Genomic DNA, 25,490 nt, shown 5'->3' with positions numbered 1-25,490 from the left:
GCTGACCATGCGCATCCTGATCTCCGCGGACATGGAGGGCGCCACCGGCGTCACGTGGACCGACGACGTCGTGCCGGGAACCGAGCAGTGGCAGCGGTTCCGGCGGTTGTTCACCGGCGACGTCAACGCCACGGTCGCCGGGCTGCACGAGGGCGGCGCGACGGACGTCCTGGTCAACGAGGCGCACTCCTCACAGCGCAACCTGCTGCTGGAGGACCTCGACGTGCGCGCGCGGATGCTCACCGGGCGGCACAAACCGCTGTCGATGATGCAGGGGATCGACTCCGGCGTGGACGGTGTGGTGTTCCTCGGCTACCACGCGGGCGCCGGCGCGGACGGTGTCCTTTCCCACACCTACCTCGAAAACCAGATCACCGGCGTGTGGCTCGACGGCGTCCCCGCGAGCGAGGGCAGGCTCAACGCCGCGCTCGCCGCGGAGTACGGCGTGCCCGTGCTGATGGTCACCGGCGATGACAAGACTTGCGACGACGCCCGCGACTACGCCCCCGAGGCGCTCGGCGTCGCGGTGAAGGAGTGCGTCAGCAGGTACGCCGCGATCTGCACCCCGCCCCAGCGCACCGCCACCGCGCTGCGGGTCGCCGCCGAGCGGGCGATGACCCGGGCCGGGCACGCGGAACCGGAACGCCGCCCGCACCGGATCGAGGTGGAGTTCGACGCGAGCCACCTGGCCCAGGCCACCGCGGTGGTCCCGACCGTCGAACGGACCGGGGTGCGTAAGGTCGGGTTCGAGGCAGCGGACATGACCGAGGCGATGAAGGCGTTCAAGGTGGTCACGGCCATCGCGGCGGGAGCGGTACAGGGGATCTATGGCTGACGTAGTGGAGTTGTGCGCCCAGTTGATCCGGTTCGACACCACGAACCGCGGGCACGGGGACGCCGAGGGGGAACGCGAGGCGGCGGAGTTCGTCGCCGGGGTGCTGTCCGACGCGGGGATCGAACCGAAGGTGCTGGAATCCGCGCCGCGGCGGGCGAGCGTGCTCGCGCGGGTGCCGGGCACCGACCCGACGCTGCCGCCGCTGCTCGTCCACGGCCACCTCGACGTGGTGCCCGCCGACGCGGCCGACTGGTCGGTGCCGCCGTTCGCCGGCGAGGTGCACGACGGCTACCTGTGGGGCCGCGGCGCGGTGGACATGAAGGACTTCTGCGCCATGGTGCTGTCGCTGGTCGCCGACGGCCTGCGCCCGCGCCGCGAGCTGGTGCTGGCGTTCGTCGCCGACGAGGAGGACCGCGGCGAGTGGGGCGCGCACTGGCTCGCCACCGAGCACCGGGAGTTCTTCGAGGGCTGCGCCGCCGCGATCAGCGAGACGGGCGCGTACACCTTCCACGTGCCGACCGCCGACGGGCGCACCGTGCGGCTGTATCCGGTCGCGACGGCCGAGCGGGGCACCGCGCACCTGCGGCTGACCGCCCGCGGCCGCGCGGGGCACGGTTCCCGGCGCAACGACGAGAACGCCGTGGTGCGCCTGGTGAACGCGATGCACCGGATCGCCGCGCACGAGTGGCCGGTGGTACTGACCCCGGCCGTCGAGGCGTTCCTGCTGCGGGCCGGGAAGGCGCTCGGCGTGCCCGTTGATCTGTCCGATGTGGACGGTACGCTGGCCGGGCTGGGCCCGGCCGTGTCGCTGGTGGAGAACACGATCCGCAACAGCAGCACGCCGACGATGCTCGACGCCGGGTACAAGGTCAACGTCATCCCCAGCGTCGCGCAGGGGCAGGTGGACGTGCGGGTGCTGCCCGGCACGGAGGAGGACCTGCTGGCCACCCTCGACTCGCTGCTCGGGCCGGGCGTGGAGCGGGAGTTCGTCGCCCACCAGCCGCCGGTGCAGGCGCCGGTCGACTCGCCGTGGTTCGAGGCCATGGCGGCGGCGCTGCGGGCCGAGGACCCGGAGGCGGTCGTGGTGCCGTTCTGCATGGGCGGCGGCACGGACGCGAAGGCGTTCGACCAGCTGGGCATCGACTGCTACGGCTTCGCCCCGCTCTGGGTGCCCGAAGGCTTCGCGTACTCGACCATGGCGCACGGCGTCGACGAGCGCGTACCCGTCGAGGGGCTGCGTTTCGGCAAGCGCGTCCTCGGGCACCTCCTTTCGTCGGTCTAGACAACCTGTCCGGTTTCGGTCAGGTTTCCGCGGAATCCTTGACGCACCAGGGGTCTTCGGGTTGAGCTTCCGCTCATGGTCCGAACCAACGCAGTGTCGGTGCTGGTGGCGTGCGCCGCCCTCGTGACCGGGCTGGCCGCCGTGCCCGCGGCGGCCGCCCCGGCGATCGCGAGCTTCTCCTCCTCCTTCGAGTCCGGTGACCCGCAGCCCGCGGTCGACACCGCCGAGCGTGCCTCGGGTGTCAACGGCGCCAACGGTTCGGCCATCCCCGGCGACGTCCGCGGCAAGGTCACCGACGTGACCGCCAGCGACGAGAACACCGGCGGCGGCGAGGTGGCGGTCAACCTCGTCGACGCGAACCCCGACACGAAGTGGCTCGCGTGGGAGCCCACGGGCTGGGTGCAGTTCCAGCTGTCCGAGCCGGTCGCGATCACGCACTACGCGCTGACCTCGGCGAACGACGCCAGCGAGCGCGACCCCAAGGACTGGGCGCTGCAGGGCTCGGCCGACGGCCAGACCTGGACGAACATCGACCAGCAGACCGGGCAGAGCTTCGGCAGCCGCTTCGAGACCCACACCTACCAGCTCGCCGCGCCGGTGACCTACCGGTACTACCGGCTGAACGTCACCGCCAACAACGGCGGCCCGATCCTGCAGCTGGCGGAGCTGTTGCTGGCCAACGACGAGCCGGCCCCGCCGCCGCTGCCGAACATGCGCAGCTACCCCGACAGCGGCCCGGTCAGCGGGTACAGCAGCAAGCCGCGCGCGGGCTACACCGGGCTGCGGGCGTTCCACTACACCGGCACGCAGACCAGCCAGGGCCGCGGCTACTCGTACAACACGATGTTCGACGTGCACATCCCGGTGCGCCCGGACACCGAGCTGTCGTACAAGATCTTCCCCGAGCTCACCGGCGGGAACCTCAGCTACCCGAGCACGAACGTCTCGCTCGACCTCGCGTTCACCGACGGCACCTACCTGTCCGACCTCGGCGCCACCGACCAGTACGGCTTCACGCTGTCGCCGCAGGGCCAGGGCGCGGGCAAGGCGCTCTACACCAACCAGTGGAACCTGATCCGCTCGGCGGTCGGCAAGGTCGCGCGGGGCAAGACGATCGACCGCATCCTCATCGGCTACGACAGCGTCAACGGCCCGGCGAGCTTCAACGGCTGGGTCGACGACGTGCAGGTCGCCCCGGTCCAGCAGGAGACCGCGAAGCGCCTGTCGGACAACGTGCTCACCACCCGCGGCACCAACGCGAACGGGAACTTCTCCCGCGGCAACAACTTCCCCGCCACCGCGCTGCCGCACGGGTTCAACTTCTGGACCCCGGTGACCGACGCGGGCAGCACCCAGTGGCTCTACCGCTACCAGGAGAGCAACAACGCGCAGAACCTGCCGACGCTGCAGGCGTTCTCGCTGTCCCATGAGCCGAGCCCGTGGATGGGTGACCGGCAGACCTTCCAGGTCATGCCGCAGCTGGCCGCCGGCGCCCCGACCGGGGACCGCACCGCCCGCGCGCTGCCGTTCCAGCACGCCAACGAGACCGCGCGGCCGTACTACTACGGCGTCCAGTTCGAGAACGGCATCCGCACCGAGCTGGCGCCGACCGACCACGCCGCGATGATGCGGTTCACGTTCCCGGACACGAACGCGAACCTGGTTTTCGACAACGTGAACAACGATGGCGGGCTCACGCTCGACCCGGCCACCCACTCGCTCAGCGGATACTCCGACGTCGGCGCCGGATCCGCCGGTGCGACGCGGATGTACGTGTACGCCACGTTCGACCAGGCGCCCACGACCGGCGCGATGCTGCCGGGCGACGGCCGGGACAACGTGCGCGGCTACCTGAAGTTCGCGTCGAAGACCGTGACCATGCGGATCGCGACCTCGCTGATCAGCCTCGACCAGGCGAAGAAGAACCTGGACCTGGAGATCGCGCCGCGCGCGTCGTTCGACTCGGTGAAGGACGCGGCGCAGGCGGCGTGGGACCGGCAGCTCGGCGTGATCGAGGTGCAGGGCGCGAGCCAGGACCAGCTGACCACGCTGTACTCGAACCTCTACCGCCTGTTCCTCTACCCCAACTCGGGCTTCGAGAACACCGGCACCGCGCGGCAGCCGAAGTACCAGTACCAGAGCCCCGTCAGCTCCGGGGTGAAGGACGGCACGATGTACGTCAACAACGGGTTCTGGGACACCTACCGGACCACGTGGTCGGCGTACGACCTGCTCTCGCCGGACATGGCGGGCAAGATGATCGACGGGTTCGTCCAGCAGTACCGCGACGGCGGCTGGATCTCCCGCTGGTCCTCCCCCGGCTACGCGGACCTGATGACCGGCACCAGCTCCGACGTCGCGTTCTCCGACGCCTACCTCAAGGGCATCACGAACTTCGACGTCAAGTCGGCCTACGACTCGATGGTGAAGGACGCCACGGTGGCGCCGCCGAACTCCGCGGTCGGCCGCAAGGGGCTCGACACGTCGATCTTCCTCGGCTACACCCCCACCACCACCGGTGAGGGCATGTCCTGGGCGATCGAGGGCTACATCAACGACTTCGGCATCGCGAACCTGTCGAAGAAGCTCGCCGACGAGGCGAAGCCGAACGACCCGAAGAAGCAGGAGTACCTGGACAACTACACGTACTTCCTCAACCGGGCGCAGAACTACGTGAACATGTTCGACCCGAGTGTGGGCTTCTTCCAGGGCCGCAACCCCGACGGCAGCTTCCGCACGCCGGCGAGCCAGTACGACCCGCGCAACTGGGGCGGGGACTACACCGAGACCGACGGCTGGGGCATGGCGTTCACCGTGCCGCAGGACGGGCAGGGCCTGGCCGACCTCTACGGCGGCAAGCAGGGGCTGGCGAACAAGCTCGACCAGTTCTTCGCCACCCAGGAGACGGCGACCTTCCCGGGCGCGTACGGCGGCGTGATCCACGAGATGCGCGAGGCGCGGGACGTGCGGATGGGCCAGTACGGGCATTCGAACCAGCCGTCGCACCACATCCTCTACATGTACGACTACGCGGGACAGCCGTCGAAGACGCAGGCGAAGGTGCGCGAAGCGCTCTCGCGCCTGTACGTCGGCAGCGAGCTCGGCCAGGGCTACCCGGGTGACGAGGACAACGGCGAGATGTCGGCCTGGTACATCTTCAGCGCGCTGGGCTTCTACCCGCTGCAGATGGGCAGCCCGAACTACGCGGTGGGTTCGCCGCTGTTCACCAAGGCGACGATCCACCTGCCCGGGCGCGACCTGGTGGTCAACGCGCCGAAGAACAACGCGAAGAACGTCTACGTGCAGGGGCTGCGGGTCAACGGCAAGCCGTGGACGTCGACCTCGCTGCCGGCCGACCTGATCTCGAAGGGCGGCACGCTGGACTTCGACATGGGCCCGACCCCGTCGAAGTGGGGCACCGGCACGAACGACGCCCCGGCGTCGATCACGAAGGGTGACCAGGCGCCGAAGCCGCTCGCGGACGTCACCGGCCCGGGCAAGGGCACCGGCTCCGACGCGGCGCTGTTCGACAACACGTCGAAGACGCAGGCGCAGGTCAGCACGGTGCAGTACCAGCTGAACGCCGCGGGCGACCCGGTGTCGTACTACACGCTGACCTCGGGCGCGCAGCCCGGCGCCGACCCCACGGCGTGGACGCTGCAGGGCTCGAACGACGGCGTGACCTGGACGACGCTCGACAGCCGGTCGGGGCAGACGTTCCAGTGGCGAGACCAGACGCGGCCGTTCCAGGTGGCGCATCCGGGGAGCTACACGCAGTACCGCGTGCAGTTCTCCGCCCCCGCCACCCTTTCGGAGGTCGAGTTCCTCGGCAAGCCGAAGCAATAGCCGGTAGCGCGCTGAACGACGGACCGTGGTCCGTGGTGGGCCGCCAACCGGCACCGCCGCGGGTTCTGAGGGGCCTTCTCGCGAGGACAGCGCCGACGTGGTGAGAGGCACAGTCGCGAAGCGTCCGTGAGGGGTGGTGGTCGGGCTGGCGGGCGGGGGGTCATGAGTCGGCGATCCCGGAGTGAGAAGGCCCCTCAGGTTCCGCTACCCGCACCGGCGAGCAGGCCGCGTCAACCAGGTAAGAAGACCGGGCGGCGGTTAACGTAGGCACGTGATCGCCGTCCGGTTCAGTTCGTCCTTTGAAGAGGGGGATCCCGTCCCGCTGGCGGGCGAGATCGGCGCCGGTCCCGGCGAGTCCCCCACGGCGAAGCCCGGCGTGGGGTTCACCGGGCTGCGGACGCTGCGGTACGACCGGCCGGGGCGGGTGCGGCTGTTCGACGTGGACGTTCCGGCGGGCGAGCACACCGAGCTGTCCTATGTGGTCTTTCCCGAGCGCGGCACGGCCGTCGCACTGGACGTGGAGCTGGACGACGGCTCCACGTTGCCGGACGACCTCGACCCGAAGGCGCTCTACCCGCGGCAGTGGAACCTCGTCCGCCGCCCGTTGCCACCCGGGCGGACGGTCCGCGCGATCACGCTGTCCGGCGGCGAGGACGCGGGCTGGCTCGACGACGTGCGGATCGCCGACCGGCCGCCGCGGCGGCGTGACGCCGTCGACCGGGTCCGCACCACGCGCGGCACGCACTCCGGCAAGGACTTCTCCCGCGGCAACACGTTCCCCGCGACCGCCGTGCCGCACGGCTTCAACTTCTGGACCCCGGTCACCGACGCCTCGTCCACGACCTGGCTGTACGAGTACCACCGCCGCAACGACGAGACCAACCGCCCGCGCCTCGAAGGGTTCGCGCTCAGCCACCAGCCCAGCCCCTGGATGGGCGACCGGCACACCTTCCACCTCGTGCCCGCCGGTGACCTGGCGTTCGGGCACGAGCACGAGACCGACCGGCCGTACCACTACGGCGTGCGGTTCGACAGCGGCCTCACCGTCGACCTCGCGCCGGCCGACCACGCCGCCGTGGTCCGGTTCGCGTTCCCCGGCGAAGCGAAGGTCGCCTTCGCCTGTAAGCGGGGTGGCGTCCGGCTCGATCCGAAGCGCGGGGTCGTCACCGGGTACACCTGGGTGCGCAGCCGCCTGTCGGCCGGCGCCCGGCGGATGTTCGTGTACGGCACCTTCGACCGGCCCGGCCGCCGGGTCCGCAAGGGCCTGGCGTTCGACACCTCCGGCGTCCAGCTGCGCCTCGCGACCTCGCTCATCAGCCTGAAGCAGGCTCGCCGCAACCTCGACGCCGAGATTCCCGCGGGCACGACGTTCGAGCAGGTGCGGGACAACGCGCGGCAGGCGTGGCAGGACCTGCTGGGCCGCATCGAACTCGACGGCGCGACCGAGGACCAGCTCACCACCTTCTACTCCGGCCTGTACCGGCTGTTCCTGTACCCGAACTCCGGGCACGAGGAAACGCCGCGCGGGCGCCGGCACGCGAGCCCCGTGATCCGCCACTGGTGGCCGAGCACGCGGCGGCGCACCGGCGCGAAGGTGGCCGACGGCCCGATGTCGGTCAACAACGGCTTCTGGGACACCTACCGCACCTGCTGGCCCGCGTACGCGCTGCTCACGCCGCGAAAGTGCGGCGAGCTGATCGAGGGCTTCGTCCAGCAGTACCGCGAGGGCGGCTGGATCTCCCGCTGGTCCTCCCCCGGCTACGCGGACCTGATGACCGGCACCAGCTCCGACGTCGCCTTCGCCGACGCGTACCTCAAGGGCGTGCGGAACTTCGACGTCCAGGCCGCCTACGACGCGGCGCTCAAGAACGCCACCGTCGCGCCGCCGAGGAAGAGCGTCGGCCGCAAGGGCCTGCACGAGTCGATCTTCCTCGGCTTCACGCCGCTGAGCACGCACGAGGGCCTCTCGTGGGCGCTGGAGGCGTGCGTCAACGACTTCGGCATCGCGAACCTGGCCGCGGCGCTGGGCCGCACCGATGAGGCGAGGTACTTCCGGCAGCGCGCCCTGCACTACGTCCACCACTTCGACCACCGCATCGGCTTCTTCCAGGGCCGCCACCGCGACGGCCGCTGGCGCTGGTCCCCCGAGGCGTACGACCCGGCACGCTGGGGCTTCGACTACACCGAGACCGACGGCTGGAACACGGCGTTCTCGGTGCCGCACGACGGGCAGGGCCTGGCGAACCTGTACGGCGGACGGGCGGCACTGGAGTCCAAACTGGACAGTCTTTTCGCGACACCGGAGACGGGGCGCAACCCGGGCTCGTACGGCGGGATCATCCACGAGATGACCGAGGCACGCGACGTGCGGTTGGGCCAGTACGGGCATTCGAACCAGCCCTCGCACCACATCCCGTGGATGTACGCGTACGCGGACGCGGCGGCGAAGGGCCAGGCCGTGGTCCGCGAGGTACTCACGCGCTGCTACTCGGGCAGCGAGATCGGGCAGGGTTACCCCGGCGACGAGGACAACGGCGAGATGTCGGCGTGGTACGTCTTCGCCGCGCTGGGGCTGTACCCGCTGGCCGTCGGCAGCCCCGGGTACGTTCTGGGCGCGCCGCTGTTCCGGCGCGCGACGATCGCACTGGAGAACGGGAGGCACGTGACCATCACGGCGACCGGGAGCGGGCCGTACGTACGCGGCCTGCGCGTCGACGGCGAACCGCACGAGCGGGCGTGGCTGTCCCACGACACCCTCGTCGCGGGCGCGACGCTGGAGTTCGAGCTGTCCGGTGAACCGTCGTCGTGGGGCGCCCCTCCCCCGTCGCTCACCGAGGGCGACGCGCCGCCCCGGCCGCTGACCGACCTCACCGGGCACTCCTCGCACCCCGCGTTGTCCGACGACACCAGCCGCACGCAGGTCGTGCTCGGCCGCACGGCGAGCGTCGAGTTCACTGTGGACGGTTCGCCGCGCGCGGTGGAGCTCTACACGCTCACCTCCGGTACGCACGGCTCCCCCACCGCGTGGGTCCTCGAAGGCTCCGCCGACGGGCACGCGTGGCAGGTGCTCGACGAACGCTCCGGCGAGGCGTTCCGGTGGCCGCGGCAGACCCGGCCGTTCGCGCTCGCCGAGCCCGCCGCGTTCCCGCGCTACCGGCTGCGCGTCACCGGGTCCTCGGGGCGGCGGCTTTCGCTCGCCCAGTGGGAACTCCTGGCCGGGGAGCGCTGATGGACACCCTCACGATCATCGCCGAACGACTGCGCGACCGGCTCGTGGCCGCCGACCCCGGCCTGCTGCGCACGCGGCGCGCGGGGCTCGCGGTGGGCGGGATCGTGTTCGCGATCGCGGTCCTCGGCCCGCTCGGGCGCCCCATCCCGACGATCATGGTGGCCGCGATCGCCGCCATGCAGTGCGCGTTCACCGTCAACGACAAGGAGCCGCGCGCGCAGGCGATCACGTTGGTACTGGCGGTCTGTTCGGGCACGGTGTCGCTGACCGTCGCCGCGCTCGGCGTCACCCGCCCGCCACTGGACAGCGTGCTGTTCATCGTGGTGATCTTCTGCGCGGTCTACGCCCAGCGGTTCGCGCCCCGCGGCCCGGCCCTGGGCGGCCTCGCGTTCTTCATGTTCTTCTTCTCGATGTTCCTGCAGATCCACCTCGCCCAGCTGCCGCAGTACATCCTGTCGCTCGCGATCGGCGCGGCGGGCAACGCGCTGATGCGGTTCGTGGTGCTGCGCCGCGACGCCGGGCGCGAGCTGGTGCGGATCCGCGCCGCGTTCCGCGCCCGGCTCGGGCGGCACGCGGCCGCCGCGGCGGCGTACCTCGCCAGCGGCGGCAGTGAGCGCCGCCGCAACCAGCTGCGCCGCGCGGACGAGCGGCTGCACGAGGCGGTCCTGATGATCGAGGACGCGATCAACGAGGTGCTGGACCCGCCGGACTCCGAGCGGCTGCGCCGCCGCGTGATCGAGGTCGAGATCGCCGCGCAGTGGCTGTCGATCACCGCGCGCCGCGCCAACACCGAGAAGCTGCCCGGCGAGGTGCGCGACGAGCTGGTCGGCAGCCTGCTGCGGTTCGAGTCGCTCATCGAGCACGACCCGCGCGAGCTGCCGGTGATCAGCGACACCGACGAGTTCAGCCGCATGCTCGTCACCGGCAGCCGGATCAGCGGCAAGCCCGCGCCCGGCGACGACCTGCGCCGCGCCATCGCCGAGCTGGCGCTGGCCGACGTCAACGCCCAGCGCATCGCCGAGCACGACTACTCCGCCGAGGCCGAGGTGCCCGAGGCCGAGCAGCCCGCGCCGAAGCGGTTCTTCGCGTTCGACAACCAGGCCCGCGCCGCGCTGCAGGCCATGATCGGCGGCGCGCTCGCCGTGCTCGGCGGCGAACTGGTGTCCCACCAGCGGTGGTACTGGGCCGTGCTGACGGTGTTCGTCGTGTTCCTCAACACCTCCACCGCGGGCGCCACGTTCGTCAAGGGCTTCCGCCGCGTGCTGGGCACCCTCGCCGGGATCTTCGGCGGGATGCTGCTCGCGCTGCTGGTCACCGGCAACCTCGCGCTCACCGTCGTGCTGATCCTGGTGTGCGTGTTCTGCCTGGTCTACATGGCGCGCGTGTCGCAGGTGGTGATGGCGTTCTTCGTCACCTGCATGCTCGGGCTGCTCTACAGCATGCTCGGCACCTTCACGATCGACGTGCTGTGGCTGCGGGTCGCCGAGACCGCGGTGGGCGCGGCCGCGGGCATCCTCGCCGCGATCATCGTGCTGCCGGTGCGCACCCGGACCGTGCTGCGCTCGGACCTGGAGGCCGTGCTCGACGACCTGCACGAGTTCCTCGACGAGGTGGAGGCGCTGCTGTCGGGGCGGGAGAACGTCAACGTGATCGAGCTGACCCGCGAGCTGGACCGCTCCAGCGACAAGGTGCGCACCACCGTCGAGCCGCTCACCCACCCGATGAGCCTGAGCAGCCGCCGCGACTACGGCTCCCGCATCCTCACCACCCTCGACCGGATCTCCTTCCGCGCCCGCCACATCGCCGCCCGCGCCGAGCCGGGCCTGCTGGCGGGCGACGACCGGCTCACCGAGCAGATCGACCGGATCACGCACAACGTCGAGGTCCTCAAGGAGGCTGTCGGCGGCGGCACCCAGCGCAAGCTCGACCGCGACCCTGAGACGGCGATCACCCGGGACTCCGACGACCGGCACGTGCGGTCCGTGCTGAACAGCCTCAGCCGCCTTGACGAGGGCGTTGTCGCGCTCGGACGCGTTTTCCAGGTGCCCGTGGCGGAATCGGTCAAGCCGGATGTGGGGCGGCGCACCGGGTCGGCGCAGGCCGGGACGGATAGAGTTCGCACTACAAGCGAAGAGAACGTCCGCAGGAGTACGCAATGACCCATGCCCCCGTCAACGTCACCGTCACCGGCGCCGCCGGCCAGATCGGCTACGCGCTGCTGTTCCGCATCGCGTCCGGTCAGCTGCTCGGCCCGGACACCCCGGTGAAGCTGCGGCTGCTGGAGATCCCGCAGGCGGTCAAGGCGGCCGAGGGCACCGCCATGGAGCTCGAAGACGGGGCGTTCCCGCTGCTCGCGGGCACCGACATCTTCGACGACCCGAAGCAGGCGTTCGAGGGCACCAACGTCGCCCTGCTCGTCGGCGCCCGCCCCCGCACGAAGGGCATGGAGCGCGGCGACCTGCTGGAGGCCAACGGCGGGATCTTCAAGCCGCAGGGCCAGGCGATCAACGCCGGCGCGGCCGAGGACATCAAGGTGCTGGTGGTCGGCAACCCGGCCAACACCAACGCGCTCATCGCCCAGTCCAACGCGCCCGACGTGCCCGCCGAGCGGTTCACGGCCATGACGCGGCTGGACCACAACCGCGCGGCCGCGCAGCTGGCGAAGAAGCTCGGCGTGTCCGTGGCCGACATCAAGAAGCTCACCATCTGGGGCAACCACTCCGCCACCCAGTACCCGGACCTGTTCCACGCCGAGGTGGCGGGCAAGAACGCCGCCGAGGCCGTGAACGACCAGAAGTGGCTGGAGGACGAGTTCATCCCGACCGTCGCCAAGCGCGGCGCGGCGATCATCGAGGCCCGGGGCGCGTCTTCGGCCGCCTCCGCCGCCTCCGCCGCGATCGACCACGTCTACACCTGGGTCAACGGCACGGCCGAGGGTGACTGGACCTCGATGGCGGTGCCGTCGGACGGCTCGTACGGCGTGCCGGAGGGGCTGATCTCCTCGTTCCCGGTCACCACCCGCGACGGCAAGTGGGAGATCGTGCAGGGCCTGGAGATCGACGAGTTCTCCCGCGGCAAGATCGACGCTTCGGTGGCCGAGCTGGCCGAGGAGCGCGAAGCCGTGCGCAAGCTCGGCCTGGTGGGCTGAGGCTCGGTTCGGCTCGACGCCCCGGCCCTTTGGGCCGGGGCGTCATTGCGTTCGAGCGCTGTGGGCGGCCCTTCGCTTTTCAGTGTCTTACGCGCGGAAGGGGCCGCGTCAAGAGCGCCTTCGGCGTCGCTGCGCGATGAGGCTTCGCCTCACTCTTGACCCGGCCGTCCGCGCGCAAAGGCAGGCGGGGACGAAGGGGCTGGGAGGGGTGTAAGGGCCGGGCCGTTGGCCGCCCTTCGGGCGGCCTCGGCGTTCGGGCGTTCGGGGTGCTGGTCTCAGGCGTTGTCCAGGCCCCGGCGCTTCAGGAGCGGGGTGATTTCCGGGTCCCTGCCGCGGAAGGTGCGGAAGGCTCGCATGGCGTCTTCGCTGCCGCCCTTGCTCAGCAGCTCCTTGCGGAAGCGGTCGCCGTTCGCCCTGGTCAGGCCGCCGTTCTCGGTGAACCACTCCACGGTGTCGGCATCGAGGACCTCGCTCCAGATGTAGGAGTAGTAGCCCGCCGAATAGCCGCCGCTGAAGACGTGTGCGAAGTAGGTGCTCTTGTACCGGGGCGGGACCACCCGCAGCGCCACCCCGGCCTTCTCCAGCGCCGCCGCCTCGAAGGCCGCCACGTCGCGCACGTCGTCGTCCTTCGAGATGCCGTGCCACGCCTGGTCGAGCAGCGCCGCGGCCAGGTACTCCGTCGTCGAGTAGCCCTGGCCGTACTGCGCCGACTCCTGCAGCTTCGCCACCAGGCGCTCGGGCAGCGGCTCCCCCGTCTCGTGGTGCTTCGCGTAGTTCGCCAGCACCTCCGGCCACAGCATCCACATCTCGTTGACCTGCGACGGGTACTCCACGAAGTCCCGCGGCACGTTCGTGCCGGAGAACGACGGGTACCGCACCGCCGAGAACAACGCGTGCAGCGCGTGCCCGAACTCGTGGAACGCCGTCACCACCTCGTCGAACGTGAGCAGCGTCGGCTCGCCCTCCGGCGGGCGCGAGATGTTCAGGTTGTTCACCACCACCGGGCGCTCGCCCAGCAGGTCCGACTGGTCGACGAACGTGTTCATCCACGCGCCGCCCCGCTTGGAGTCCCGCGTGTAGTAGTCGCCGAGGAACAGGCCCAGCGGCGAGCCGTCCGCGTCGAACACCTCGAAGACCCGCACCTCCGGGGAGTACTTCGGCAGGTCGTGGCGCTCGGTGAAGGTTAGCCCGTACAGCTTGTGCGCCGCGAAGAACACGCCGTCGCGCACCACGCGGTCCAGCTCGAAGTACGGCCGGAGCGTGGCGTCGTCCACGTCGTAACGGGCCTTGCGCACCCGCTCCCCGTAGAACGCCCAGTCCCACGGCTCCAGCGTCGCGCCCGGCACGTCCTGCTCCAGGTACCGCTGCAGCTCCTCGGCGTCGCGCTTCGCGTTGGCCACCGCCGCGGGCGCGAGCCGCTCCAGCAGGCCCACCGCCGCTTCCGAGGTGGCCGCCGTCTGGTCCGAAATGACGTACGCCGCGTGATGCGGGTAGCCCAGCACCGCCGCGCGCTCGGCCCGCAGCGCCGCGATGCGGGTCAGCACCTCGCCGTTGTCGTTGTCGTTGCCCCGGTTTCCCCGCGACACCGAGGCGCGGAACAGCCGCTCCCGCAACGCCCGGTTCGCCAGCGACGCCAGCAACGGCTGCGACGTCGGCAGGTTCAGGCTCAGCAGGTACTTCCCTTCGAGGCCACGGGAGTTCGCGGCCTCGCGGGCGGCGGCGACCGCGTCCGCCGACAGGCCCGCGAGCTCGCTCTCGTCGTCCACCACGACCGCGAGATCGTTGGTGTCCCGCAACAGGTTCTCCTGGAACCGGGTGCTCAGCGTCGACAGTTCCCCGTTCAGCGCGCGCAACCGCGCCTGGTCCGCCTCGGGCAGCCCGGCCCCGGCGCGCTGGAAGTCGGTGTGCACCCGCTGCAGCAGCCACGCCGACTCCGCGTCCAGCCCGAGCGACTCCCGCCGCTCGTACAGCTCCCGCACCCGCCCGTACAGCCGCGGGTCGAGGTGGATGGCGTCGTGGTGCGCGGCGAGCTTCGGCGCGATCTCGGCCTGCAGGTCCTGCAGCACCGGGTTCGTGTCGGAGGAGGTCAGGTTGAAGAACACCGACGACACCCGCGACAGCAGCCGCCCGGAGGTCTCCAGCGCGACGATCGTGTTGTCGAACGTCGCGGGCTCGGGGTTCGCCGCGATGGCCTCGATCTCGGCCGCGTGCTCGGCCAGCCCCGCCTCGAACGCCGGGGCGAAGTGCTCCTCGCCGATCCGGTCGAACGGCGGCAGTCCGTAGGGCAGGTCGCTCGGCCGCGCGAACGGGTTGTCCGGGGAGAGCTGCGTGCTCACTGAGCGTCCTTTCGTCCCGTGGAACCCCCGACCTCGGCATCGGAGGATGCCTTCTTCTTACCGCGCTTCGGAGGCGGGGGCACTATCCCGGCGAAGTCCGAGCCGTGGTCGTTCACCCTCAGCACAAAAGGCCGGGTCTCGGTGTAGCGCACGACCGACAGCGACGCCGGGTCGACGACGATCCGCTGGAACGCGTCGAGGTGCTGGCCCAGCGCGTCCGCGAGGATCGCCTTGAGCACGTCGCCGTGGCTGCACAGCAGCCAGACCGCGTGGTCGCCGTGTGCGGCGGTGATCCGGGCGTCGTGCTCACGGACCGCCGCGACCGCGCGCGCCTGCATCGCCGCGAGCCCCTCGCCGCCGGGGAAGACCGCCGCGGACGGGTGCGCCTGCACCACTCGCCACAGCGGTTCCTTCACGAGTGTCTTCAGCTCACGGCCCGTCCAGTCGCCGTAGTCCACTTCGGACAGCCGGGGCTCGACGGTGCGGGCGAGCCCGCGGTCGGCCAGCAGCGGGGCGACGGTCTGCTTGCAGCGCAGCATCGGCGACACCACGGCCTCGGCCAGCGGCACCCCGGCCAGCCGGGCGGACAGCGCGTCGGCCTGGCCGCGGCCGGTGTCGTCGAGCCCCACCTTGGGGGTGCGGCCGGCCAGCACGCCCGACCCGTTCGCGGTCGAGCGGCCGTGCCGGAGAAGGATCACGGTAGCCACGGCCCCACCCTACGTTGCGCTAGAACTGGGGCCCTTCGTTCGGGTCCAGCGTGCCCACAGCGATGAGCACGAACAACACGATGCCCAGCGCCACCCGGTAGATCACGAACGGGAGGTAGCTGCGGGTCTTGATGAACCGCATGAGCCACGAGATCACCAGGTAGCCGACGCCGAACGAGACCAGCGTCGCCAGTATCGTCGGGCCCCACTCCGGGCCGCTGCCCTCGCCGATCTTGCTGACCTCGTAGAAGCCCGAGCCCAGCACGGCGGGCACCGCCAGCAGGAACGAGTACTCCGTGGCCTCGGCGCGGGTGTAGCCCAGCAGCAGGCCGCCGGTGACCGTACCGCCCGAGCGCGACACCCCCGGCACCAGCGCCAGCGCCTGCGCGATCCCGAACCCGAGCCCGTGCGGCACGGTGAGGTGGTCGAGCGTGCGGTACTGGCGGCCCACCCGGTCCGCGACGGCCAGGACGACGCCGAACACGATGAGCACGGTCGCGGTGATCCGCAGGTCGCGGAACGTGGAGTGGATGCTGTCCTGGAACAGCAGGCCCAGCACCACGATCGGGATCGACCCGATGATCACCAGCCAGCCCATCCGCGCGTCCGGGTCGGCCCGCCACTCCCTGCGGAAAATGGAGTAGAACCAGGCTCGCAGGATCCGGCCGATCTTGCGGCCGAAGTAGAGGATCACCGCGACCTCGGTGCCGATCTGGATGACCGCGGTGAACGCGGCGCCGGGGTCCGCCCAGCCCGCCAGCGCCGCGGTGATGCGCAGGTGCGCGCTCGAGGAGATGGGAAGGAACTCGGTGAGGCCCTGCACGAGCCCGAGGACGATCGCTTCGATCCAGCCCATGGTCACCGGACCCCCGCCGCGTTAAGTCTGATTTGCACGATCCGGAAGGGTATCGGCCGTCTCGATCACCGGACCGTCGGGCTTCGCGCGGCAAGCCCCCACTACTCTCTGTTCTTATGGAGAAGCGACAGCTGGGCCGGTCCGGCCTGCGCGTCTCGCGCCTGGCTCTCGGCACGATGAGCTGGGGCGGCGAGACCGACGCCGACGAGGCGGCGAGCCAGCTGGTCGCGTTCGTGGACGCCGGGGGCACCCTCGTCGACACCGCGGACATCTACGCCGACGGCGAGTGCGAGCGGATCCTGGGCGGCCTGCTGGCCGACGTGGTGCCCCGCGACGACGTCGTGGTCGCCACCAAGGCCGTCGCCCGGCGCACGGACGGCCCGTTCGGCGGCGGCGCCTCCCGCGGCGCGCTCCTGTCGGCCCTCGACGGCTCCCTGCGTCGCCTCGGCGTGGACCACCTCGACCTGTGGCAGCTGCACGCGTGGGACGACGCCGTGCCGCTGGCCGAGACACTGTCCGCCCTCGACTACGCCGTGACGTCGGGCAAGGTGCGCTACGCCGGGGTCTGCAACTACTCCGGCTGGCAGCTGGCGACGGCGGCGGCGACCAGCGGGGTCCCGCTGGTGTCGATGCAGGCCGAGTACTCGCTGGTCGAGCGCGGGGTGGAGCGCGAGGTCGTGCCCGCCGCACGCCACCACGGCGTCGGCCTGCTGCCGTGGGCGCCGCTCGGCCGCGGCGTCCTGACGGGCAAGTACCGCACCGGCACCCCGGCCGACTCCCGCGGCGCGTCCCCGGCCTACGCGGGCTACGTCGAGCAGCACCGGACCGACCGGGCGGCCCGCATCGTCGAGGCGGTGTCCACCGCGGCCGACGGGCTGGGCACCTCCCCGCTGGCGGTGGCGCTCGCGTGGGTGCGGGACCGGCCCGGCGTGGTGGCGCCGGTGGTCGGGGCCCGGGACACGGGCCAGCTCACCGGTTCACTGGCCGCCGAGGACATCGTGCTGCCGCACGCCATCAAAGCCGCGCTCGACGACGTCAGCGCGATCGAGTTCGGTTACCCGGAGCGGTGGCCCAAGTGACAAGCAGGTGACACACACGTGACGTGGCGGGCAATCTGGGGGATGCTGGGGCGCAAGGCTGGAGGATCCGGAGGTCGGGTGCGGAGGTCCGCCATGGTGGCGATGCCGGTCGCGTGCGCACTGCTCGCGACGGGCTGCGCCTCGAAGTCCGGGCAGGGTGACGACGCGCTGCAGATCGTGGCCAACCCGGTCGCCGCCACCGCCGCCGTCTCCCCCGCTCCCGCGGTCGCCCCCGCCGGCACGGTGCTGGCGTCCGCCGGGGTCACCGCGCTGGCCGCCGACCCCGCGTCCGGGGTGCTGGCCGTCGCCGTCGACCAGCCGCCGTCGGTGCTGCTGTACCGCCTCGCCGACCCCGCCGCGGCACCGGTCCGGGTGAGCGTGACCGGTCCCGTCGAGGAGCTCAGCTTCGGGTCCGGGCAGGTGCTCGCCAGCATTCCCAGCCGCGGCCAGGTCGCGGCCGTGCCGCTGTCCGGCGGGCAGGCGACCGAGCTGGGCGTGCCCGGGCAGCCCGCGGACGCCGTGGCGGCGGGCACCGACACGCTGGTTGCGGTGCGCGACCGCAAGTCGGTCGACGTCTACTCCGGCGGCGCGCTCGTCCGGTCGATCACCGGCGGGCTCTACAGCGCCGACGAGGTGGTGCACTCCGGCGACCAGACCGTGGTCCTCGACCGGCTGCGCACCGCCGTGTTCAAGGTCGACGTGCAGGGCGGCACCATCGGCGAGGGACTGCGCGCGGGCGACGGCGCCACCAACGCCGTCGCCGACTCCTACGGGCGCGTCCTGGTCACCGACACGCGGGCCGGGGCGCTGCTCGCGTTCTCGATGGACCCGCTGCTGCTGCGCCAGATGTACCCGGTCCCCGGCGGCATCTACGCGATCGCCTACGACGCCCGGCGCTCGCTGGCGTGGGTGACGCTGACCGGGAGCAACCAGGTGGTGGGTTTCGACGTTCGGGGCGGCGAGCCCGTCGAGAAGTTCCGCTTCCCCACCGTGCGCCAGCCGAACTCGGTCGCCGTCGACGAAGGGACCGGCAGGGTCTACGTCGGGTCGGCGACGGGAGAAGGGATCCAGGTGATCCAGCCATGACCTCGTCCGAGGCGGTGGTCGACGGAGACTGGGAGTACCGGCGGCTGCAGCTCCCGCCGGGCGTGTCCCGGCGCGCGGCCGCCACGCAGCTGTCCATCCACGCCGAGTTCGCCGGCTGGGAGCTGTCCACCGTCCGGCTCTACGCCGACGGCACGCGCCGGGTGTGGCTGCGCCGCAAGCGGCGCCCCGCGGACGTCGGCTACCTCGCCTCCTGACCGCGGGGCGCGCCGGCGTCAGGACGCGATGCCGTCCAGCTCGGCCAGCTCCTCCGCGGGCAGCTCCAGCTGGGCCGCGGCCATGTTGTCGCGCAGGTGCGCGACCGACGACGTGCCCGGGATGAGCAGGATGTTCGGCGAGCGGTGCAGCAGCCACGCCAGCGCGACGGCCAGCGGCGTGGTCTCCAGCCGCTTCGCGACCGCGTTCAGCTTGTCCGACTGAAGGGGCGAGAAGCCGCCCAGCGGGAAGTACGGCACGTAGGCGATGCCCTGCGCGGCGAGCGAGTCGATCAGCTCGTCGTCGGTGCGGTGCGCCACGTTGTAGAAGTTCTGCACACACACCACCGGCGCGATCCGCTGGGCCTCGGCGACCTGCTCGGCGTTGACCGTGCTCAGCCCGAGGTGCCGGATCAGCCCCTGCTCACGCAGCTCGGCGAGCACGCCGAACGGCTCCGCGATGGACCCGGGCTCGGGGGCGTCGAAACCGCCGACCCGCAGGTTCACCACGTCCAGCGCCTCCAGGCCGAGGTGGTCGAGGTTGTCGCGCACCGCCTGGCGCAGCTGGTCGGGCGCCAGCGCCTTCGGCCAGTTGCCCTCCTCGTCGCGCAGCGACCCGACCTTCGTGACCAGGTGCAGGTCCTCCGGGTACGGGTGCAGCGCCTCCTTGATGATCTCGTTGGTCACGTACGGGCCGTAGAAGTCGGACGTGTCGATGTGGTTCACGCCCAGGCGGACGGCCTCGCGCAGCACCTCGACGGCCGCGGCGCGGTCGGCGGGCGGCCCGAACACGTGCGGGCCGGCCAGCTGCATCGCGCCGTAACCCATCCGCGCGACCTCGAAGTCGCCGAGGGTGAAGGTGCCGCCGGGCCGGGTGCTCGATGTCATCGTGAAATCCTCTCCTTCGTGCTCTGTCTCAATCCTGCGCCACGGTGGGCGGGCGCGGCAGCGTCCCCTTGATCCTGGGAGTGACGGGGACAGGCACGGCCCCGATGGCGCGGTTACCGTGGCGAGGGTGAGCAATCTGCTGGGCGACTACCTGCGGGCGCGCCGCGAGCTGGTGCGGCCCGAGGACGTGGGCCTGCCCGCCGCCGGGACGCGCCGGGTGCCCGGCCTGCGGCGGGAGGAGGTCGCGCTGCTGGCGGGCATCAGCTCGGACTACTACCTGCGGCTGGAGCAGGGCCGCGACCGCAACCCGTCGGTGCAGGTGCTGGAAGCGCTCGCCCGGGTCCTGCAGCTCGACCAGGCGGGGACGGACTACCTGCTGAGCCTCGCCGCGCCGCGCCCGCACCGGCGCCGCGCGCGGCGGGAGACGGTGCCGCCGGGGACCCGGCAGCTGCTGGACGTCCTCGGCCTGCCCGCCTTCGTCGAGGGGCGGTACTTCGACGTGCTCGCGGCGAACGCACTGGCCCGCGCGCTGTCGCCGAACCTGGCGGTGGGGCGCAACCGGCTGAAGGACGTGTTCCTCGACCCCGGCGAGCAGGCGCTGTACCCGGACTGGGAGCACGCGACGGTGCGGCTGGTGGCGGGTTTCCGCGAGTCGGTGGGCAGTGACACGGACGACCCGAGGTTCGTCCAGCTCGTCGGCGAACTGTCCCTGGCCAGCGACCGCTTCCGCCGGCTGTGGGCGCGCCACGACGTGAAGACCCGCCGCGGTATGCCGACGCGGCTGCACCACCCGCAGGTGGGCGAGCTGACGCTGCACCGCGAGAAGCTGGCGGTCGGCGGGGCGGACGGCCAGATGCTGGTGATCTACCACGCGAAGCCGGGCACGGAGGACGCGGAGAAACTGGCGCTGCTCTCGGCACTGGCCGCCCCGGCGGCCTCGCTGGCCTCGGTGGCTGAGGCCGCGCCGCGGGCAGACGCCGAGCGGCGGGGTTAGGCCGTTGGGCGCCGCGGCCCGGGCTCTGCCGCCCGAGATGGCGTAGCTGCCCAGCTGGCGAGGAGTTTGAGCCGGTCTTCGGACGCGGTGCCGGGTTCCGCGGTGTAGACGACCAGGTCGTGCACGGCTCGGCCGGGCAGGGGTAGGTCGAGGGACTGGAAGGTCAGTTCCAGGTGGCCGGCCTCGGGGTGCTGGAGCCGTTTGATGCCGTCGTGGCGGATCAGGACGTCGTGCGCGGCCCAGAGGCTCCGGAACTCGGGGCTGAGGGTGCACAGCTCGCCGACGAGTTCGCGCAGTGCCCGGTCGCGGGGCTCGCGCCCGGCTTCGGCGCGCAACAGGGCGGCGGTGGCGTTGCCGGCGGCGTCCCAGTCGACGAAGAAGTCGCGCGCGCCGGGGTCGAGGAAGATGTAGCGGGCGAGGTTGGGGCGGCCGCGCTGGTCGACGGTGGCGCTGTCGAACATCGGCGCGTACAGGGCTCGAGCCAGGGGGTTGGCGGCGACGACGTCCGTGCGGCCGTTGCGGACGAACGCCGAGGACATCGTCATGGAGTCGAGCAGCCACTGGATCCGGGGCGGGACCTCGACGTCCTTGCGACGCGACGGCGTGCGGCCCCCGGACCGCGATGACCGGGCCAGGTCGAACAGGTAAGTGCGTTCGTCGTCGTCCAGTCGCAGGGCGCGGGCGACCGCGTCGAGGACGTCTTCGGACACGCCGGCGATGTGCCCCTTCTCCAGCCGCGTGTACCACTCCGTGCTCACGCCGGCGAGGACGGCGACCTCCTCGCGCCGCAGTCCGGCGACCCGGCGGCGGGTGGTGGTCGGCAGTCCGGCCTGCGCCGGGGTGATCCTGGCGCGCCGGCTGGCGAGGAAGTGCCGGATTTCGCCGCGGTTTCCGGGCTCCTGGTCCATGTCGTTCACGGTAGCCGCTGGTCACGGCGCGAGGGGGGTAGAGGCCGTACCCCCGATAAACGCGACCTTCTCCGGTGTCGGCGACCGCGGTCTCCTGGGGATCGAACGTTCCGACACGATCCCAGTGGTGATGAGACATGACGAGCAAGACGATGGCAGCGCCGGCGGTGGCGCTGGGCACGTGGGCCTGGGGAGACAGCGGCGAGGCGGGCGACGGCTACTTCGGCAGCCGGCTGACCGCGTCCGGCCTGCGAGAGGTCGTCGAGAAGGCGCAGTCGAACGGGTTCACGCTGTGGGACACCGCGGTGGTGTACGGCATGGGCCGTTCGGAGACGGTCCTCGCGCAGGCGCTGAAAGGCTACGCCCGTAGCGAGTACCAGCTGTCGACGAAGTTCACCCCGCAGATCGCGGGCGACGGCGACGATCCGGTCGCGGACATGCTGGCGCAGAGCCTCGACCGGATGGGCACGGACTACGTGGATCTGTACTGGATCCACAACCCTGCCGACGTGGCCCGGTGGACGCCGCTTCTGGTTCCGCTGCTGCGGAGCGGCAGGATCAAGCACGTCGGCGTCTCGAACCACAACCTGAAGGAGATCGTGCTTGCCGATCAGATCCTCGGCGAGGCCGGCTTCCGCGTGGAGGCGGTCCAGAACCACTACAGCCTCCTGTACCGGAGCTCCGAGCGGGCGGGCATTCTTGATCACTGCCGCGAGCACGACGTGCGGTTCTTCTCCTACATGGTCCTCGAGCAGGGGGCGCTGACCGGCAGGTACAGCCCGGCCGATCCGTTGCCGGAGGGCAGCAGCCGGGCGGCCGTGTACAACGGCATCCTGCCCCAGCTGCAGGCGCTGACCGACCGGATGAGGGCGATCGGCGAGGACCGGGGCGCGTCCGCCGCCGACATCGCCACCGCGTGGGCCATCGCCAAGGGGACCACCCCGATCATCGGGGTCACGAAGACGGCTCACCTCGACGGGCTGGTCCGAGCTCACGGCATCGAGCTCGCCGACGAGGAGATCGCGGAACTGGAGGCACTGGCGGATGCCGCGGACGTCGACACGCGCGGCAGCTGGGAGCACGACATGGAGCCACCGTCGGCGGCATGACCCCCGACGAACCAGCGCGGAGGGCCCCTAGGCCGCCCGGAAGAACCTGTCCAGCACCCGGACCCCGAACTTCAGTGCGTCCACCGGGACGCGTTCGTCGACGCCGTGGAAGAGGGCGGAGAAGTCCAGGTCCGCGGGCAGCTTCAGGGGCGCGAAGCCGAAGTTGCGGATGCCCAGCGACTGGAACGACTTGGCGTCCGTGCCCGCCGACAGCATGTACGGCAGCATGCGCGCGCCCGGGTCCTCCGCCACCACGGCCGCCGTCATGGCGTCGACCAGCGCACCGTCGAACGTGGTCTCCACCGGCGGCAGCTCCAGCCACTCCTGCTCGATGTCCGGGCCCAGGATCTCCGTCAGCTCGCGGTTGAACGCCTCCAGCCGGCCCGGCAGGATGCGGCAGTCGACCGCCGCCTCGGCGACCGACGGGATGACGTTCGACTTGTAGCCCGCCGTCAGCATCGTCGGGTTCGCGGTGTCGCGCAGGGTCGCGCCGATCATGCGCGAGATGTTGCCCAGCTTCGCGACCGCGCCCTCGATGTCGTCCTCCGGGAAGTCCCACCCGGTCAGCTCGGTGACCCCGGCCAGGAACTCGCGCACGGAATCGGTCAGCACCAACGGAAAGCGGTGGCTGCCCAGCCGCGCGACGGCCTCCGACAGCTTCGTCACGGCATTGTCCCGGTGGATCATCGAGCCGTGCCCGGCGGTGCCCCGCGCGCGGAGCTTCATCCACCGGATGCCCTTCTCCGCGGTCTCGATGAGGTACGCCCGCACGTCGTCTTTGAACGTGACCGAGAACCCGCCGACCTCGCTGACCGCCTCGGTGACGCCCTCGAACAGCTCCGGCCGGTGCTCCACCAGCCACTGCGCGCCGAACTTGCCGCCGGCCTCCTCGTCGGCCAGGAACGCGAACACCATGTCCCGCGGCGGCACGACGCCCTCGCGCTTGTAGTGCCGGGCCAGCGCCAGCGTCATGCCGACCATGTCCTTCATGTCGACCGCGCCACGGCCCCACACGTAGCCGTCCTGGACCGCGCCGGAGAACGGGTGCACCGACCACTCCGCCGGGTCCGCGGGCACGACGTCGAGGTGCCCGTGCACCAGCAGCGCGCCGCGCGAGGAGTCGGCGCCGGGCAGCCGGGCGATCACGTTGTGCCGGTTCTTGCCGCCCGACTCGACGTAGGAGATCTCGTACCCGGCCTCGGTGAGCTTCTCCGCCACGTACTCGGCGGCCACCCGCTCCCCCACCAGCGTGGCCGGATCACCGGTGTTGGTGGTGTCGATGCGGATCAGCTCGCTGGTCAGCGTGACGGCCTCGTCGGCCGCGGTCTCGATCTGGCTCACCCCGCATTCCTATCATCCGGCCACGAGCCGCGTGAGGCCGTAGGCGAGCGCCGCCACCGCCGCGGCCGCCGGGAACGTCAGCACCCAGCCCAGCACGATGTCCCTGGCCACGCCCCAGCGCACCGCCGACAGCCGCCGGGTGGCGCCGACGCCCATCACCGCCGAGGTGATCACGTGCGTGGTCGACACCGGCGCGTGGAAGGCGAACGCCGTGAGGTAGAGCACCGAGGACCCGACCGCTTCGGCGACGAACCCGTGCGGCGGGTCGAGCGGGAACACCCGCCGCCCCAGCGTCCGCATGATCCGCAGGCCGCCGGAGTACGTGCCCAGGCCCAGCGACACCGCGCACAGCAACGTCACCCAGAGCGGCACTGTGTAGAGGCTCTGGTGCCCGCTCGCCACCAGCGCCAGCACGATGATGCCCATGCCCTTCTGCGCGTCCTGCAGCCCGTGGCCCAGCGCGAGGCTCGCCGCCGAGAGGATCTGCATCCGCCGGAACGCGTGCCCCACCTTGTGCGGGTTGCGCCGCCGCAGCGCCCACAGCACCGCGACCATCGCCAGGTAGCCGAGGACGAGACCGACGGCGGGCGAGAGCACCATCGGGATCAGCACCTTCTCCAGCACCCCGCCCCAGTGCACGGTGCCCGCCGACGCCAGCGCCGCGCCCACGAGCCCGCCGACGAGCGCGTGCGAGGACGAGGACGGCAGGCCGAAGTACCAGGTGATCAGGTTCCAGGCGACCGCGCCGACGAGCGCGGCGAACACCACGCTCAGCGCGGCCGGGCCCGGCGGCGGTTCGATCAGTCCTTTCGCGACGGTCACCGCGATGCCGGTGCTGAGCAGTGCCCCGAGGAGGTTCATCACCCCCGCGAGGATCAACGCGGAACGCAGGGACAGCGCGCGGGTGGACACCGCGCTCGCGATCGCGTTCGAGGCGTCGTGGAAACCGTTGGTGTAGTCGAAGAAGACGGTCAGCAGGATCACGACGACCAGGCCGACGGTGGCCCCGTCCACTACGACTCCTTGACCGCGATGGTCTGTACCACGTCGGCGACGTGCTCGAAGGAGTCCGCGGCCGACTCGAGCCGGTCGACGACCTCCTTGGTCTTCATGATGGTGAGCGGGTCCCCGCCGCCGTCGCCGTTGAACAGGTGCGCGAGCAGCCGCCGGTACACCCCGTCGGCCTCGTCCTCGATCGCGTTGATCTCCTGCCAGAACGGCGCGAGCTCGGTGACCTTGCGCAGGCCCGGCATCGCCTCGGCGGTGAGCTCCGCGGCCCGGGTCAGCAGCTCGGCCATCTTCTCCACCCCGGGCGGGAACCGGTCGATCTTGTACAGCACGGACAGGTCGGCGGCCTCGTCCATGTCGTCGAGCACGTCGTCGAGCCGGGACGCCAGCAGCTGGATGTCCTGCCGGTCGAACGGCGTGATGAACGAGGTGTTGAGCTGCAGCATGATCTCCTGCGTCGCGTCGTCGCCCAGGTGCTCGGTGTCGTGCATCAGCTGGGCGATGCGCTCCCGCTCGGCGGGCGGTACGGAGATCAGTTCGGTCAGCAGGCCCGCTCCGGTGACCAGGTTGCCCGCCGCGGTGGTGAGCAGGTCGAAGAAGCGGGTGTCGCGCGGGGTCAGACGCAC

At 71.4% G+C, this 25,490-nt stretch carries 19 protein-coding genes; 11 read left to right on the top strand and 8 right to left on the bottom strand.

From position 1 onward, the window contains the following. Window positions 1–7: 7 nt before the first annotated feature. The 6 genes from FHX82_RS20620 (at window position 8) to FHX82_RS20595 (ending at window position 12,340) form a co-directional block, all read left to right on the top strand. Entirely contained in the window at window positions 8–835 is an 828-nt protein-coding gene (locus FHX82_RS20620) for a M55 family metallopeptidase (protein ID WP_145936915.1), read from the top strand. After that, on the top strand, window positions 828–2,117 hold the full coding sequence (locus FHX82_RS20615) for a M20/M25/M40 family metallo-hydrolase (RefSeq protein WP_145936914.1): 1,290 nt from the start codon (window positions 828–830) through the stop codon (window positions 2,115–2,117). The genes FHX82_RS20620 and FHX82_RS20615 overlap by 8 nt, the downstream gene beginning before the upstream one ends. 75 nt (window positions 2,118–2,192) lie before the next feature. Next, window positions 2,193–5,963 carry a GH92 family glycosyl hydrolase gene (locus FHX82_RS20610; protein WP_145936913.1) on the top strand — a complete coding sequence of 1,257 codons (3,771 nt, stop codon included), beginning with the start codon at window positions 2,193–2,195 and terminating at the stop codon, window positions 5,961–5,963. Between the two features lie 271 nt (window positions 5,964–6,234). Next, a complete protein-coding gene (locus tag FHX82_RS20605; protein WP_145936912.1) occupies window positions 6,235–9,192 on the top strand; it encodes a GH92 family glycosyl hydrolase in 2,958 nt (985 codons plus the stop codon). Next, window positions 9,192–11,351 carry an FUSC family protein gene (locus FHX82_RS20600; protein WP_145936911.1) on the top strand — a complete coding sequence of 720 codons (2,160 nt, stop codon included), beginning with the start codon at window positions 9,192–9,194 and terminating at the stop codon, window positions 11,349–11,351. The genes FHX82_RS20605 and FHX82_RS20600 overlap by 1 nt, the downstream gene beginning before the upstream one ends. Further along, window positions 11,348–12,340 (top strand): malate dehydrogenase, encoded by a 993-nt coding sequence (locus FHX82_RS20595; protein ID WP_145936910.1) that lies wholly within the window; start codon window positions 11,348–11,350, stop codon window positions 12,338–12,340. Before FHX82_RS20600 ends, FHX82_RS20595 begins: the two co-directional genes overlap by 4 nt. A gap of 275 nt (window positions 12,341–12,615) precedes the next feature. On the opposite strand, the gene FHX82_RS20590 is transcribed toward FHX82_RS20595, so the two are convergent. The 3 genes from FHX82_RS20590 to FHX82_RS20580 are packed head-to-tail and all read right to left on the bottom strand — an operon-like array spanning window position 12,616 to window position 16,239. Continuing rightward, window positions 12,616–14,676, bottom strand: a complete 2,061-nt coding sequence (locus FHX82_RS20590) for a M3 family metallopeptidase (protein ID WP_145936909.1) — start codon at window positions 14,674–14,676, stop codon at window positions 12,616–12,618. Next, on the bottom strand, window positions 14,673–15,383 hold the full coding sequence (locus tag FHX82_RS20585; protein ID WP_145936908.1) for a histidine phosphatase family protein: 711 nt from the start codon (window positions 15,381–15,383) through the stop codon (window positions 14,673–14,675). Before FHX82_RS20585 ends, FHX82_RS20590 begins: the two co-directional genes overlap by 4 nt. A 19-nt stretch (window positions 15,384–15,402) precedes the next feature. Then, window positions 15,403–16,239 carry an undecaprenyl-diphosphate phosphatase gene (locus tag FHX82_RS20580; protein ID WP_145936907.1) on the bottom strand — a complete coding sequence of 279 codons (837 nt, stop codon included), beginning with the start codon at window positions 16,237–16,239 and terminating at the stop codon, window positions 15,403–15,405. Window positions 16,240–16,355: 116 nt separating this feature from the next. Between FHX82_RS20580 and FHX82_RS20575 the strand changes: the two genes are divergently transcribed. From FHX82_RS20575 to FHX82_RS20565, 3 genes are all read left to right on the top strand, one after another. Then, window positions 16,356–17,318 carry an aldo/keto reductase gene (locus tag FHX82_RS20575; RefSeq protein WP_145936906.1) on the top strand — a complete coding sequence of 321 codons (963 nt, stop codon included), beginning with the start codon at window positions 16,356–16,358 and terminating at the stop codon, window positions 17,316–17,318. Window positions 17,319–17,396: 78 nt separating this feature from the next. Further along, window positions 17,397–18,404 (top strand): YncE family protein, encoded by a 1,008-nt coding sequence (locus FHX82_RS20570; protein ID WP_183176716.1) that lies wholly within the window; start codon window positions 17,397–17,399, stop codon window positions 18,402–18,404. Next, window positions 18,401–18,619 (top strand): DUF5703 family protein, encoded by a 219-nt coding sequence (locus FHX82_RS20565; protein WP_145936905.1) that lies wholly within the window; start codon window positions 18,401–18,403, stop codon window positions 18,617–18,619. The genes FHX82_RS20570 and FHX82_RS20565 overlap by 4 nt, the downstream gene beginning before the upstream one ends. Before the next feature lie 18 nt (window positions 18,620–18,637). On the opposite strand, the gene FHX82_RS20560 is transcribed toward FHX82_RS20565, so the two are convergent. After that, window positions 18,638–19,504: an aldo/keto reductase family oxidoreductase gene (locus FHX82_RS20560; RefSeq protein WP_145936904.1), complete on the bottom strand. Its 867-nt coding sequence runs from the start codon at window positions 19,502–19,504 to the stop codon at window positions 18,638–18,640. Between the two features lie 118 nt (window positions 19,505–19,622). On the opposite strand from FHX82_RS20560, the gene FHX82_RS20555 reads away from it, so the two are divergent. Then, window positions 19,623–20,498, top strand: coding sequence for a helix-turn-helix domain-containing protein (locus FHX82_RS20555; RefSeq protein ID WP_145936903.1), 876 nt, complete (start codon window positions 19,623–19,625; stop codon window positions 20,496–20,498). Here FHX82_RS20555 and FHX82_RS20550 read toward each other — a convergent pair. After that, window positions 20,495–21,406: a helix-turn-helix transcriptional regulator gene (locus tag FHX82_RS20550; protein WP_145936902.1), complete on the bottom strand. Its 912-nt coding sequence runs from the start codon at window positions 21,404–21,406 to the stop codon at window positions 20,495–20,497. The genes FHX82_RS20555 and FHX82_RS20550 overlap by 4 nt on opposite strands. 137 nt (window positions 21,407–21,543) lie before the next feature. Between FHX82_RS20550 and FHX82_RS20545 the strand changes: the two genes are divergently transcribed. Next, window positions 21,544–22,515 carry an aldo/keto reductase gene (locus FHX82_RS20545; protein ID WP_145936901.1) on the top strand — a complete coding sequence of 324 codons (972 nt, stop codon included), beginning with the start codon at window positions 21,544–21,546 and terminating at the stop codon, window positions 22,513–22,515. Window positions 22,516–22,542: 27 nt separating this feature from the next. Here the strand turns inward: FHX82_RS20545 and FHX82_RS20540 are convergent, their stop codons facing one another. Genes FHX82_RS20540 through FHX82_RS20530 form a run of 3 tightly spaced genes read right to left on the bottom strand, consistent with a single transcriptional unit; the run spans window position 22,543 to window position 25,490 of the window. Continuing rightward, complete coding sequence (locus FHX82_RS20540; protein ID WP_145936900.1) at window positions 22,543–23,856, bottom strand: M20/M25/M40 family metallo-hydrolase; 1,314 nt, start codon at window positions 23,854–23,856, stop codon at window positions 22,543–22,545. 12 nt (window positions 23,857–23,868) lie between these two features. Continuing rightward, on the bottom strand, window positions 23,869–24,870 hold the full coding sequence (locus FHX82_RS20535) for an inorganic phosphate transporter (protein WP_222425978.1): 1,002 nt from the start codon (window positions 24,868–24,870) through the stop codon (window positions 23,869–23,871). After that, complete coding sequence (locus FHX82_RS20530) at window positions 24,870–25,490, bottom strand: DUF47 domain-containing protein (RefSeq protein ID WP_145936899.1); 621 nt, start codon at window positions 25,488–25,490, stop codon at window positions 24,870–24,872. Before FHX82_RS20530 ends, FHX82_RS20535 begins: the two co-directional genes overlap by 1 nt.

Origin of the sequence: Amycolatopsis bartoniae (assembly GCF_014191255.1) — a bacterium.
Taxonomy (GTDB): Bacteria; Actinomycetota; Actinomycetes; order Mycobacteriales; family Pseudonocardiaceae; genus Amycolatopsis_E; species Amycolatopsis_E bartoniae.
Note: the sequence above shows the minus strand (reverse complement) of the source record. Positions and strands in the feature narration are given on the sequence as shown.